Annotated in this window: 10 protein-coding genes; 5 read left to right on the top strand and 5 right to left on the bottom strand. The window is 62.4% G+C overall.

The window, feature by feature from the left end; genetic code table 11:
- Positions 1–115 precede the first annotated feature (115 nt).
- Positions 116–1,768, bottom strand: a complete 1,653-nt coding sequence (locus tag PMI07_RS19170; protein WP_007752023.1) for an ABC transporter substrate-binding protein — start codon at positions 1,766–1,768, stop codon at positions 116–118.
- 283 nt (positions 1,769–2,051) lie between these two features.
- Here PMI07_RS19170 and PMI07_RS19165 point away from each other — a divergent pair, with 283 nt between their 5' ends.
- The 4 genes from PMI07_RS19165 to PMI07_RS19150 all read left to right on the top strand — a co-directional run bounded on the left by PMI07_RS19165 (position 2,052) and on the right by PMI07_RS19150 (position 8,039).
- Positions 2,052–2,852, top strand: a complete 801-nt coding sequence (locus tag PMI07_RS19165) for an IclR family transcriptional regulator (protein WP_007752020.1) — start codon at positions 2,052–2,054, stop codon at positions 2,850–2,852.
- A 178-nt stretch (positions 2,853–3,030) separates the two neighbouring features.
- Positions 3,031–4,752: a M28 family peptidase gene (locus PMI07_RS19160; protein WP_007752018.1), complete on the top strand. Its 1,722-nt coding sequence runs from the start codon at positions 3,031–3,033 to the stop codon at positions 4,750–4,752.
- Between the two features lie 248 nt (positions 4,753–5,000).
- Positions 5,001–7,322 carry a xanthine dehydrogenase family protein molybdopterin-binding subunit gene (locus PMI07_RS19155; RefSeq protein ID WP_007752015.1) on the top strand — a complete coding sequence of 774 codons (2,322 nt, stop codon included), beginning with the start codon at positions 5,001–5,003 and terminating at the stop codon, positions 7,320–7,322.
- Positions 7,323–7,418: 96 nt separating this feature from the next.
- Positions 7,419–8,039, top strand: a complete 621-nt coding sequence (locus tag PMI07_RS19150) for a nucleoside triphosphate hydrolase (RefSeq protein ID WP_007752011.1) — start codon at positions 7,419–7,421, stop codon at positions 8,037–8,039.
- A gap of 29 nt (positions 8,040–8,068) precedes the next feature.
- Here PMI07_RS19150 and ugpC read toward each other — a convergent pair whose 3' ends face one another.
- The 4 genes from ugpC to PMI07_RS19130 form a co-directional block, all read right to left on the bottom strand.
- The gene (gene ugpC / locus PMI07_RS19145; RefSeq protein ID WP_007752009.1) at positions 8,069–9,139 is read right to left on the bottom strand and encodes a sn-glycerol-3-phosphate ABC transporter ATP-binding protein UgpC; all 1,071 of its coding nucleotides are present in this window, start codon (positions 9,137–9,139) and stop codon (positions 8,069–8,071) included.
- Positions 9,140–9,161: 22 nt separating this feature from the next.
- Entirely contained in the window at positions 9,162–10,046 is an 885-nt protein-coding gene (locus PMI07_RS19140; RefSeq protein ID WP_007752006.1) for a carbohydrate ABC transporter permease, read from the bottom strand.
- Positions 10,039–10,965, bottom strand: coding sequence for a sugar ABC transporter permease (locus PMI07_RS19135; RefSeq protein ID WP_007752004.1), 927 nt, complete (start codon positions 10,963–10,965; stop codon positions 10,039–10,041). Before PMI07_RS19135 ends, PMI07_RS19140 begins: the two co-directional genes overlap by 8 nt.
- 110 nt (positions 10,966–11,075) lie before the next feature.
- Positions 11,076–12,371, bottom strand: coding sequence for an extracellular solute-binding protein (locus tag PMI07_RS19130; RefSeq protein WP_007752002.1), 1,296 nt, complete (start codon positions 12,369–12,371; stop codon positions 11,076–11,078).
- Positions 12,372–12,601: 230 nt separating this feature from the next.
- Here PMI07_RS19130 and PMI07_RS19125 point away from each other — a divergent pair, with 230 nt between their 5' ends.
- Positions 12,602–13,801, top strand: coding sequence for an ROK family transcriptional regulator (locus tag PMI07_RS19125; protein WP_007752000.1), 1,200 nt, complete (start codon positions 12,602–12,604; stop codon positions 13,799–13,801).

Genomic DNA, 13,801 nt, shown 5'->3' with positions numbered 1-13,801 from the left:
AAGATTCCTTCTCTTGGCTCGGCGCCCCATTTGGGAGGAAAGGCGAGGCTGCCGATGTCAAGCGTCAGGCAAAAATGGGAGGCGGCGTCGCGACAGCCCGCCGCCTCCGTGAGGATTACTTGGCGGCGACGGTTTCCTTGGTGTCGCCCGGATAGCGAAGCTTGCCACCGTCCAGGGTATAGCCGGCATCCTTCAGGGTCTTGGCGGCAATGGCCTGTCCGGCCTTGAAGCTGTCGACGACCGACTTGTCATGCCAGTATTCCAGCGCCGGAGAGACGATGGAGTTCGAGGCGACCGCGAAACCGCGATAGGCGGCCTTGACGATCAACTGGCGGTCGACCGCTTCGGAAAGCGCACGACGGAAGGCCGGGTCGTTGAAGGGCGGACGGCGTTCGTTGAAGGCGATGTAGCGGAAGCCCATGTCGACGGTGGAAACCACTTCCAGGTCGCCGTCCTTCTTGGCGGCATCGATGAGCACCTGCGGATCGCCGGTGAACTCGCCCATGAAGTTGATTTCACCCGAGCGCAGCATGCCGAGTGCCGCTTCCGCGTTCGGCACGATACGCAGGATCCAGCGATCGACCTTCGGCGCGGCGAAGTGGTCCTTGTTGGCGGCAAGCGTGACGGACTCGTTCTTGGCCCAGCTGGTGAACTTGTACGGACCGGAGCCGATCGGCATCTGCTCCTGATAGCTTTCCGCAGTCTCCGGCTTGGTGGCCAGATCCTTGAGGATCGGCTCCCAGATATGCTTCGGGATCAGGTTGACCTTGGCAAGGCTTGACGTAACGAAGGAGGCGGCCGGCTTCTTCAGCTTGAAGGTGATGACATCGCCGTTGATGGTGATCGCATCGATATTCGTCGCGAAGGGCTTGTACATCGGGGCTTCGCCGCTAACCGCCGCTTCGAACGAGAACTTGACGTCCTCAGGCGTGACCGGCTTGCCGTCATGCCACTTCATGCCGGACTTCAGCTTCACGTCGACCGTGGTGCCGTCCTTCCAGGTGAAGCTCTCGGCGGCCCATGCCTTCGGCAGGCCATCCGGACCGACGCGCAGCAGGCGGTCCCAGACGAGTTCGGTGATCCAGCTGTCGACGCTGCCCGAGATATAGAGCGGGTTGATCGCCTTGATATTGTCGGACGAGTTGATGATCAGGTCCTTCTTAGGACCCGCCGGCTCGATGCCGAGGAAGGTCCAGGTGTTGCGGATGCCGATGCCGCTCTGGTTGACGACCGATTCCGGCTTCCAGACTGTCTTGTCGAAAGCGAAGGTCGATTTCGGATGCACCAGCATCATGTAGGGCTGATCTTTCGACAGGATCTCCTGAGCCTTGAAGACCAGCGCCTTGCGCTTGGCCGGATCGATCTCGCCGCGCTGAGCTTCGGCGGTCGCGTCGTAATCCTTGTTGATATAGCCGGCGAAATTGTAGCCGTCCTTGGCGGTCGAGGAATGGAAAAGGTTGAAGACGAGCTCGTCCGGATCGGAACGCTCGGGGCGGCCGACCATCTGCCAAGCGGTCGAGTCCCACTGGTCGCGCTTGTACCAGACTTCGTCGGACATCTGTTCCCAGGGGATCGCCCGGACTTCGACATCGAGGCCGAGCTTGCGCCATTCCTGGGCAATCAGCTGGACGGACTGGAATTCCGCCTGCTGGCCGGCCTGCGGGCGGGACAGGATGGTGATCTTGCGGATCGGATCGCCGGCCCAGGCGGGCAGAGCGACGGCCGTCACCACAAGAGCTGCGAATGCACTTCTCAAAACGGACTTCATGGTCGTTCTCCTCTGAATAGCTTGACTATTCTCTTGTTGGCAAAGGGTTTTCTCCCTCCGCATCGCAAATCCGAAATCGGCCGTCGAACACGTTTCCCGCGCATTCAAAACCGATGCTCAATCCACAGAATTCTCCAAGAGTGCCTTCGAAGGGTTTGCAACCCGGCTCTCAATGTTTTATTGTGTGAAACATCGTTTCGCATTGAGAGCGAGTAAAACATATTCCAAGAAGATTGCAAGAAGCTTCAAGCAATCCAAATCAGATGCCGGAGGAGACCATCCGATGAGCGAACCAAAAGACTACAAGATCGCGGCAGTGGACCGGGCGCTCGCCCTTCTCGAAGCGCTTGCCGATCGCCCGGACCAGGGCGTGACCTCGCTTGCAAAATCGCTGGGGATGACCAAATCGCTGGTCTTCCGGCTGCTCCACACCCTGGAAGAACGCGGCTTTGTATCGCGCGATCCGGAACGCGCCGAATTCGCGCTCGGCTACCGCATTGGCGTGCTCGGCGAGCGCCTCGGCAAGGACGGCGCCCTGCTTTACGCCGCCCGGCCCGTCATGGATGCGCTCCGCGACCAGACATCCGAGAACGTCAACCTTGTCGTGCGGGAGGGCCTGAAGACCTATGTTCTGGCAACCCGCGCCGGCCGCCATTCGATCCGGCTTTTTGCCCAGGCCGGACGCAATGGCCCGTTGCATGCGGGTGGAGGCTCGCTGCTTCTGCTGGCTTACGCGGATCCGTCGGTCATCGATGCGGCACTCTCCCAGCCGCTCGAAGCCTTCACGCCCTACACGATCACCGACCGGGCGAAACTGCGCCAGGCGCTCGAACGCATCCGCGCCAACGGCTACAATATCGTGCTCAACGATCTCGATGAAGGCGCCTTCTCCGTCGCCGCCCCGATCACCGGCGCCGACGGCACCATCATCGCCTCGATCTCGGTCGCCGGCGCTGTCGCCCGCTTCGACGAGGAGCGCCGCGAAAGCCATTTGAGGGCTGCCCTCGACGCCGCGGCCGAAATATCCGAGCGCCTTTCGATCCACGGCCCCGGCGAAAACGGCCTCGTGAAATCAAGGGCTTGAGGCTCGCTCAAGCCGATCTCCAATCATCCGGAAATTAGCGGGCGCCCTGGCGCCCATTTTCGTCAGTGCGATTTCTAGCCCTTCGAAGCCGCTTGCGGGGTCCCCAAACCTCTGTTAGCGTTTTCATGTTTTGCGAAACAGTGTTTCACTAGATAAAACAAATTGGGGAGTACCGGATATGAACGAGATCGAATCTGCCGTTCTGGGAGCGGTGAAGCTGGATGAACCCTGGGCTCTGGTGGAGAGCTTTGCGACCTACAAGCGCGAACATCCGACCGATGTGAACCGCGCCATGGACGAGGTCGCGGCCCGGCTCGCCAAGCACGGTGTCGAGGTCAAGATGCACGAGGCCGACCTTTTCCTCAGCCTGCCGGGGCTCGCCCGTGTCGAAGCGGGGGATAAGACCTTCCGCGCCAAACCGCCCTCCTATTCGCTGGATGCATCGAAGGGCGTGAAGGGCGAGATCGTCTATATCGCCAGCCTTCAGCCGAAGGCGATCTCGACCATGTTCGAAAAGACCGTCGACGGCACCGGCGAACTCGCCGCCCGGGTCCGCGGCAAGGTGGTTCTCTCGGAAGGTTTCGCCAATCCGGGTCTCGTTTCGCAGTTCACCGAGCTTGGCGCCGTCGGCGTCATCGCCATCAACCCCGGCGTCGACATCCATTGGGGCACCTGCACCACCGTCTGGGGCACGCCCGATCTCGACGACCTGCCGCGCAAGCCGTCGATCCCGGCCGTTGCCGTCAACCGCGAGAGCGGCGATGCGCTGATCGAGCTTGCCAAGACCGGCACGGAAGTCACCGTCTTTGCGGACATGGAAGAGGGCTGGTTCAAATCGAAGCTGCCGGAAGTCTTCATCAAGGGCACTGAGGAACCCGACAAATACGTCTTCCTGCACGGCCATCTCGACAGCTGGGATGTCGGCGTCGGCGACAACGCGACCGGTGATGCAACGATGCTCGAAATCGCCCGCGTTCTCTGGGCCAACCGCGACAAGCTGAAGCGCTCGATCCGCATTTGCTGGTGGCCAGGCCACTCGACCGGACGTTATGCCGGCTCCACCTGGTTCTCCGACAATTTCGCGCTCGACCTCGACGAAAACTGCGTCGCCTCGGTCAATTGCGACAGCCCCGGCTGCCGCTGGGCGACCGAATTCATCAATCTCTGCATGATGACCGAGACGGAAGCCTTCCTCTCCGATGTCATCGAGGAAGTGGCCGGCAAGAAAGCCGAAGCCGAACGCCCGCACCGCGCCGGCGACTATTCCTTCAACAATATCGGTCTTTCGAGCTACCTGATGCTGTCCTCGACCATGACGGAACGGGACCGCGAGGAAAAGGGCTATTACACGGTCGGCGGCTGCGGCGCCAACATCGCCTGGCACACCGAAAACGATACGCTCGAGATCGCCGACAAGGACATCATGTTGCGCGACATCAAGGTCTATCTGCTCGCCGTGCTGCGCAATGCCAATGCAAAAATCCTGCCCTTCGATTGGCGCGCGACGGCACGCGAGTTCCTCCACACGGTCGACACCTACCAGAAGAAGGCCGGCCACCGCTTCGACCTTTCGCCGAGCCGCAAGGCGGTCGAGTCCTTGGCCGAAGCACTCGCCGCATTCTACGCCGGGATCGACAGCGGCAAGATCGAGCCGAAGGCCGCCAACCACGTGATCCAGAGGCTCGCCCGCATGCTGGTGCCGCTCAATTACACCCGCGAGCAGCGCTTCCGCCACGACCCGGCCTTGCCGATCCCGGAACTGCCCGCCATCTCGACGGCAGCCGACCTCGACAAGCTCGGCCCCAAAAAGCTCGGTTTCGCCAAGACCCAGCTCGTGCGCGGCCAGAACCGCGTGATCTCGGCGCTGCGTCAGGCAGAACAGCTGGTTCGCGCTGCCTGATCGTCGACGCATAGACAAAAGCCCGCGCCGAGAGACTGGCGCGGGCTTTTTTTGCTGATCTATTCCCCGCCGAAATCATGGCGATAGTATAAAATCGCATTTGTCAGAGTTGAATTCATGCATTAGCGTCCGTCGCCGGCAGAGGTATACGACAATCGGATGGGATACCATTCGCCGGGCGTTTGATTCTCGGCACAGAGGCCGAAGAGGCGCATCCGGCAGAAATCGCCTGGCGTGGGAGAATGTTTTTGAGTAGTGATCATGAGGTCTTCACCGGTCGCCGGGAAGACATGAGACTTATTACCGGCCAAGGCGAATATACCGCCGACAAGGTCTTGGAGGGCCAGCTCCACGCCGCATTTTTGAGAGCCGACATGCCGCATGCGCGCATTGTTTCGATCGATGTCGAGGCGGCGCTCGCGGCTCCTGGCGTCCATATCGTGCTGACCGGCAAGGATGCGCTCGAGGCCAATCTGATCGCCCCCGGCCCGCTGGTCTCCTTCCCCGGCGTCGACGGCATGAAGATCAAGGCGCCGAGCCGTTATGCGCTCTCGACCGACCGTGTCCGCTTCGTCGGCGAGCCGGTCGCGGTGGTTGTGGCCGACAGCGCCGAGGCGGCCGCCGACGCGGTCGAGCTGATCGCGGTCGAATATGAAGATCTGCCGGCGATCATCGACCCCGAGGAGGCATTGGAAGACGGCGCGCCGCGGCTTTTCGACGACGTGCCGGGCAATCTGGTTTTCCTGCACGGTTTCGGCGACGAGGCGACGACCGATGAAGCCTTCGCCAAGGCAGCGCATGTCGCGGCGCTGACGGTCGAGTCGCAGCGCGTCGCCGCCAATCCGCTCGAACTCAAATCCTTCATGGCGGCCTATGATGCCGAGACGGACGTCTTCGACGTCTATTCCGCCAGCCAGGGCACGGGCCTTGGCGATGGGCTGGCGCGCTTCACCGGTCATCCGCCGGAAAAGGTCCGGCATCACATGGGCGATGTCGGCGGCAGCTTCGGCATTCGCGGCGCGCCCTATCCGGAATATGCGGCGATCATGCTGGCCGCCAGGAAGCTCTGTCGGCCGGTGCGCTGGACCGCCAGCCGCACCGAAAGTTTCCTCGCCGACTATCACGGACGCGCCGTCAGGTTCAGCGGCGAACTGGCGCTCAGCGAAACCGGCGAGTTCCTCGGCATCCGGATGAACGTCGTCTGCGATCTCGGCGCCTACCATTCGCCGGCCGGCGCGTTGATCAACGTGCTCAACCCGATGCTGACCGGCACCGGCTGTTACCGCATCCCGGCGGTCTTTGGCCTCAACCGCCTCGCCTTCACCAATACCTCGCCGATCGCCGCCTATCGCGGTGCCGGCCGTCCGGACATCAATTATTTCGTCGAGCGGCTAGTCGATCAGGCCGCCACCGATCTCGGCATGGACCGGATCGAAATCCGCCGGAAGAACCTGATCCCCGACGACGCCTATCCCTACAAGACGCCGACCACGGTTTACGACAGCGGCAGCTATGTCGCGATGCTGGAAGAAGCCGTCTCGATCTCCGACTGGAAGGGTTTCGAAGCCCGCCGGAAGGAATCGGAAAAGCGCGGCAATCTGCGCGGCATCGGCATGGGCATCTTCGTCGAACCGTCCGGTGGCGGCCACATGCCGGAGGAAACCGAAATCCGCTTCGAGGCGGACGGCACGCTGACGCTCTACACGCTTTCCGGCTCCGCCGGCCAGGGCCACGAAACGGTGCTGCCGCGAATGGTCGCCAGGGAACTCGGCATCGACGAGAACCTCATCAACCTGCGCGCCAACAGCGTCCATGCGCCTCACAAGCTCAAAGGTGCCGGCACCATGGGGTCGCGAACCATGGCATCGCACGGCGCGTCCCTGACGATTACCTCACGCGAGGTGGTGAAGAAGGGCCTCAAGCTTGCCGCCGAAGCGCTGGAAGCCGCCGAAACCGACATCGAATTCGACCACGGCCATTACAAGGTGGCCGGCACCAACATGTCGATCTCGCTGCTGGAACTGGCGACCCGCAACGTCACGCCTGATGGCAATGCGCTCGACACGCTGGCCTCGATCCAGCCGGAGCGCAATTTCCCGGGCGGCGTGCATGTCGCCGAAGTGGAGATCGACCCGAATACCGGCGAGACGAAGGTGACGTCCTATATCGGCGTCGACGATGCCGGCCATGTCATCAACCACACGCTGCTCGAAGGCCAGATGCATGGCGGCCTCGCCCAGGGCGCGGGCCAGGTCTTCGGCGAACACATCGTCTACGACAAGGACAGCGGCCAGATGCTGACCGCGACTTTCATGGACTATTTCATGCCACGCGCCGACTTCATGCCGACGCCGCGTTTCTTCGACCTGCCCGCGCCTTCGCCCACCAATGTGCTCGGCGTCAAGGGCGGCGGCGAAGCCGGCACCACCGGTGCCCTACCGACGCTGATGAACGCCGTCCTGGATGCGCTGCGCCAGGCCGGCGTCAAGGATTTCGACATGCCCGCAACGCCTTACAGGGTTTGGGAAGCCATCAGGGAGGCCAGGGAGGGCGCTCGACGGGTTTCTTGATCGAGCCACCCGTTTCATCTGTCGGTGGATTGCCTGAATGCCCTGCGGAACGTTAGAAGTCCTGTTCAAAGCAATGGAACGCAGGGCCTCGGCGCTATGACACTGGACGACATCACCGACACCGTCATCGACCGCGCACGGGACAAGCGGCGCTTCATCGTTGCGGTCGCCGGCCCGCCGGGTGGCGGAAAATCCACCCTCGCCGACGCCCTGCACGAAGCCCTGCTGGCCCGGGGCGAAGCGGCCGAAGTCCTGCCGATGGACGGTTTCCACATGGACAACGGCATTCTCGAAGCCCGCGGCCTGTTGCCTCGCAAGGGCGCACCGCAGACTTTCGATGTGCGCGGGTTCGCGGATGTCCTGAAGGCGGTGCGGCAGGGAGACGAGGAAGTGCTGGTGCCGGTCTTCGACAGATCCCGAGAAATCGCCATCGCCTCGGCGCGTGCCGTCTCTCCCGAAACGCATATCGTTCTGGCGGAAGGCAATTACCTGCTGGTCGACGAAGCGCCCTGGTCGCGGCTCGCAGAAATGTTCGACTTCACCATTTTCGTCGGCCCATCGGAGGATGTGCTCCGCGAGCGGCTCAGAGCACGCTGGGTGCATTATGGCCTCGACGAGGCCGGGATCGCGTGGAAACTCGATGGCAACGACCTGCCGAACGGCCGCTATATCCTCACCCGTTCACGGCCGGCCGATATCAGGCTCGAAAGCTTCTGATCTCTCCGAGAGGTTCAGAACATGCCCGCTCAGAGCGCCACCCCCGTTTCACGGTCGAAGACATGCACCTGTTCGGCCGGGATGTTGGCCTCGAACCGCGCGCCGTAGCGGGCCGGATATTCGCCGTCGACGATAGCGACGACCGGATGGCCGGCGAGGTCGAAGATGATGTGGGTCTGTGCGCCGGTCGGCTCGACCAGCAGCGTCTGCCCGGCAAGCGCAGTCCCCCCGACGCCGGGGCTCAGATGCTCCGGACGCAGACCGACCTTGATCGCCTGGCCGCGCTTCACCTTGCGGTCCGGCGCGATGCGGATCGCGGTTCCGTCTCCAAGGCGCGCGGAGGGTTCGCCGCCATCGCCGTCCACGGTGCCGTCGAGAAGGTTCATCGCCGGCGAGCCGATGAAGGCGGCAACGAAAAGATTGGCCGGCTTCTTGTACAGTTCCATCGGCGTGCCTTCCTGCTCCACCTTTCCCTGGTTGAGGACGACGATGCGGTCGGCGAGCGTCATCGCCTCGATCTGGTCGTGGGTGACGTAGATCGACGTCGTCCCGACCTTCTGGTGCAGCTGCTTGATCTCGGCGCGCATCTGCACACGGAGTTTCGCGTCGAGGTTGGAAAGTGGCTCGTCGAACAGGAAGACGGCCGGGTTGCGGACGATCGCCCGGCCCATGGCGACGCGCTGGCGCTGACCGCCGGAAAGCTGCGCCGGCTTGCGGTCGAGAAGCGGCATGAGATCGAGCATGCGGGCGGCTTCGGCGACGCGTTCGGCAATCACCGGCTTCGGGGTGCCGGAAAGCCGCAGGTTGAAGCCCATGTTTTCGGCGACCGTCATATGCGGATAAAGCGCATAGGACTGGAACACCATGGCGATGTTGCGCTCGCGCGGCGTAAGCTCGTTGACGACAGCATTGTCGATGATGATCTCACCGCCGGTGATTTCCTCAAGCCCCGCGATCATCCGCAGCAGGGTGGACTTGCCGCAGCCGGAAGGCCCGACCAGTGCGACGAACTCGCCGTCTTCGATGGCCAGCGACACTCCATGGATGACCGGGAGTGCCCCATAGGCCTTGCGGACTTGTCTCAGTTCGACGGATGCCATGCGAAATACTCCGGGTCGGGGCTCAGGACTTCACCGCACCGGCGGTCAGACCGGCGATGATGTGCTTCTGGGCCAGGAAGAAGGCGATGATGGTCGGCAGAATGGTGAGCGTGATGAAGGCCAGCACCAGCTGCCATTCGGTGCTGAATTCGCCCCGGTAGATCATGATGCCGAGCGGCCAGGGATAGCGGCTCTCCGAATTCAGCATGATCAGCGGCACGATATAGCTGTTCCAGCTGCCGACGAAGGAGATGATGCCGACGGTGGCGATGATCGGCCGCGACAGCGGCAGCGTGATATGCCAGAAGAAGCGCATATAGCCGCAGCCATCCACGAACGCCGCGTCGAAGAGTTCCGACGGCAGATTGCGAAAATAGTTGCGGAACAGCATGATGCTCATGCCCATGCCGAACGCCACCTGCGGCAGCACCACGCCCCAATATGTGTCGACGAGCCCCAGATCGCGGATGCGGATATAGAGTGGCAGGATGGCGGTCGCGGCTGGAAACATCAGTCCGATCAGGAAATAGTTGACCAGATAATTGGCGCCGAAGAAGCGGATGTGCGCGAAGCAGAAGGCCGCCATGGCGCCGAAGGTCAATGTCAGGAATACCGTCAGCAGGGCGATGATCAGCGAATTGCTCATCTGCAGCCAGTAACGCTTGCTGATGATGATGTCCGTGTAGTTCGACCACTGCCATTCCGTCGGCAGACCGAACGGGTTGCCGCGCAGTTCGCCCAGAGTCTTGAAGCCGCCGAGTGCGGTGCTGATAAGCGGCACCACCACGATGGCCGCCACGATGACCAGCGACACGTACATATAGACCTGCGTGCCGGCGCGGATGCGCTGGCCGGAGGTCGGCGCGCTGGCGGCATCGATGGGCTGTGCTGTCGAGATCTCAGTCATTGCGCATGAATACCCGCTTGTAGCTGAAGGCGAGCGTCACGCAGATCACGAACAGCACCACGCCGACCGCGCTGCCGAACCCGACCTGCATGCGGGTCACCCCGAAATTGTACAGGAACGTCACCATTGTCTGTGTCGAGTTCGACGGACCGCCGCCGGTGAGCGGCATGATCATGTCGAAGAGCTGCAGCGAGCCCACGACCGCAAAGAAGACGGAGAGACGCACAGTGGAGCCGAGCAGCGGCAGCGTCACAAGCCGGAATTTCTGGAAACCGGTCGCGCCGTCGATGTCTGCCGCTTCCAGCACGCTTTTGTCGATCGCCTGCAGGCCGGCGATGAAGAGCATCATGTGAAAGCCGAAATACTTCCAGACCACGACGCCCAATATCGCGTACATCGCCACGTCCCGGTCGGCCAGCCAGAAAGGCGGTTCGACGCCGATGAAATGCGAAATGCCGGCGACGAGACCGAAATCCCCGTCATAGACGAAACGCCAGATCATGCCGGCCGCGACATCCGCAAGCACGTAGGGCAGGAAGAAGATCAGCCGGAAGAACAGCGCGCCCTTGATCCGGCTGGAGATCATCGTCGCCAGCCAGAGCGCCAGCGGCACCTGCACGCAGAGCGAGGCGAGCACGATCAGGCCGTTGTTGATCAGCGCCTGGGTGAAGGCGCTGTTGCGGAAAATCAGCTGGTAATTGCGCCAGCCAACCCATTGCGTCGGGCTGCCATAGCCGTTCCAGTTGTAGAAGGAATACCATGCGGCCTCGCCCATGGGCAGGATGACCAGCACCGTGAACAGAAGAAGCGCCGGCGGCAGGAACAGGATCAGCACCGGCCACTTGCTGTTGGCGAGCGACCGCTTGCGGCGCCGCGAGACCGCAAGCGTTTTCCCGGCAGGCACGGCGTTGGCAGACATCAGCGTATCGCTCATCGATTTTTCGAGCCTTTCAGGCTGCAAAACGGCGTCAGGCGAAAACAGGAACCGGCGCTCCCAGGGTCAGGACCTTAGGCGCGCCGGCACTGCGCTTACTTGCGCTCGAGAGAATAGGCATCCTCGATCTGTTGCGCGGCGGCCGCCGGCTTCATGCCGCCGGAGACCACTTCGACGCTGACGTCGTTGACGATCGCGCCCACATTGGGGCCGAGATCCTGGTCGAGGAAGTTCTGGTGCCAGGTTTCCTTGGCAAGAGCCTCGGCAACTTCCTTCAGCAGCGGCTTGGAGATCGCTTCGCTCGCACCCTTGGTGACGGGCATGATCTGCGTATCCCTGGCGAGCACCTTCTGCACGTCGATGCTTGCCATGTAGCGGAGGAATTCCTCGGTTTCAGGCGGCGCGTTCTTGGTGACCACCCATCCGTTGAGACCGCCGAAACTGTCGGTGGTAACACCGGGCCCTCCGCTGACGACGGGGAACGGGAAGCGACCGATATTGTCGTCGGCAAGGCCTTTGCGGCTCGTCGAATTCGACGCCTGGGTCGCGGGCGTATTCTCGAAGCTCAGGATGAGCGCGGCCCGGCCATCGCCGAAGGCGGCAAGCGCATCGTTCCATGTCGCGCCCAGATAGCCGTTCTGGAAGGGTTCAAGCTTGCCGAGCTCGGCCAGCCGCTCGCCCGCCTTGACGAAAGGCTTGCCGGCGAAGCCGTCGTTCTTGCCTGCCTTGGCATCGGCAAAGCCTTTTTGTCCCGCCTCGCGCATCGAGAGATAGCTCCAGTAGAAATGCAGGGGCCATTTGTCCCGCCCGCCGCCGGCAATCGGCGTCACGCCTGCCTGCTTCAGCGCCTTGACGGCACCGAGGAAATCGTCCCAGGTCGCGATCTTCGAGGCATCGACGCCCGCCTTCTTGAACAGTTCCTTGTTGTAATAGAAGGAAACCAGACCGCTCTTGGAGGGCGAAGCCCAGACCTTGCCGTCGAAGGTCAGGCCGTCGACGGCGGAGGCGTTGACCGACTTGCGCCATTCCCCTCCATTGGCATCGAGCGCCGCATTGATGGGCCGCAACGTGCCGGTCTCGGACTGCGCCTTGAGCACGCCGCCGCCCCAGCTATAGAACATGCTCGGCGCGTCTTTCGACTGCAGAAGCGTCGGCAGCTTGGCCTTGAACGCCTGGTTTTCGAGAAATTGCAGCTCGACTTTGACGCCGGGGTGCTTGGCCTCGAAATCCTTGGCGATCTGGTTCCAGACGGCTATGTTCCCCGGCACCTGCTCGACATGCATCCAGCGAATGACGCTGTCCGCCGCGGCAACGCCGGCCGTAAAGAGGCCCCCGGCGAGAGCAACGGCGGTCGCGGAAATCAAACGCATCCTGTGATATCTGTTGGACATTGAAGGCGCTCCTCCCAAAGCTTTATTCCTGCATCCGAATTAAATAATCGGCAAGCCTGTCGCATCTGTCAATAGCCCCAAGCGACATTACCGGATTTTGGCGAAAAATGCGCCTTTTGCTGCTTTATCTATTGCACACCGCCCAAAATCGGCTCTAGAACAAAGCGAATTTAATTTGCACCTCGAATTAAATAGCGTTCGGTGCAAAACCCGACGAGTGCGCAGAAGAGATGAAAACCGCCGATCCAGAACTCATGCGTGCGATGAACCGCCTCAGCGTGCTGGATACGATCCGGCGCCGCGGCCCCATCTCCCGCGTCGAAATTTCCGAGCGCACCGAACTCTCGACAACCACCGTTTCGGCCATCACCGGTTCGCTGCTCGACGACGGGCTGATCCTGACCCGCCACGAGGGCGATATCCGCAACGAGGCGGTGCGTGGCCGACCGCGCGTCATGCTGGAGGTCAATCCGGATGCCGCCCGCGTCGTCGGCGCCAAGATTGCCGCAAGCCGCATGGTCTTCGTCGTCACCAATTTCCGCGGCGACGTGCTCTCCCAACTTACCCTGCCGATCCGTATCGACCGCCAGCCGATCGCTGTCATCGCCGATCTCGTCGAGGATGGCGTGCGCCGCTGCGTCGTCGATGCCGGCCTGTCGCTGGAGGATGTCGACAGCGTCTGCCTCGGCCTCCCGGGCGTCATCGAACACCGCACCGGGCATATCCGCTCGAGCCCGATTTTTCGCGAGATCAACATCGATTTTGCGGCGGAAATGTCCAGCCGCCTGTCGACGCCGACCATCGTCGAGAGTGACGCCCATGCCATCACGCTCGGTCATCACTGGTTCGGAAAGGCCCGCGATCTGGAGGACATGGTCCTGATCTCGCTTGAACAGACGCTGGGCCTCGGCGTGCTGCACGGCAACCGGCTTTTCCGCGGTGCCGGCGGCCTCAGCCACAACCTCGGTGATCTCGTGCTCGGCATGGGACCTCAGGGCATCGTGCGGCTTTCGAGCCAGGCCGGCGAGAGCGCCATCCTCGGCGAGCAACAGACGGACGGGCGTTTTGCCGAAGCAGTAAGACTCGGCCGCGGCATGACCCATGTCCAGGCGCTGATCCAGGCCGACGACGACCGGCTGATCGGCGCAGCCGTCCGCGCCGGCGAGGCCGTCGGGCTGACGATCGCCAACATCGTCACGCTATTTGCGCCGCCGCGCGTCATCCTCGTCGGCTCGTCGCTGGCGCTCGGCGAACCGTTCCTGAACAGCCTGCGCGATGCCTATGCGCTCGCCATTCCGCCGTCGCTGAAGGGCGTCAGCGAACTCGTCTTCGACGATTCGACGGATGATTTCTGGGCGCAGGGAGCGGCGGCCGTCGCGCTTTACGAACTTTACGAATCGCCCTGGAGCACCACCGGGCCGGCGCTCTAA

Origin of the sequence: Rhizobium sp. CF080 (genome assembly GCF_000282095.2) — a bacterium.
Classification (GTDB): domain Bacteria; phylum Pseudomonadota; class Alphaproteobacteria; order Rhizobiales; family Rhizobiaceae; genus Neorhizobium.
Note: the sequence above shows the minus strand (reverse complement) of the source record. Positions and strands in the feature narration are given on the sequence as shown.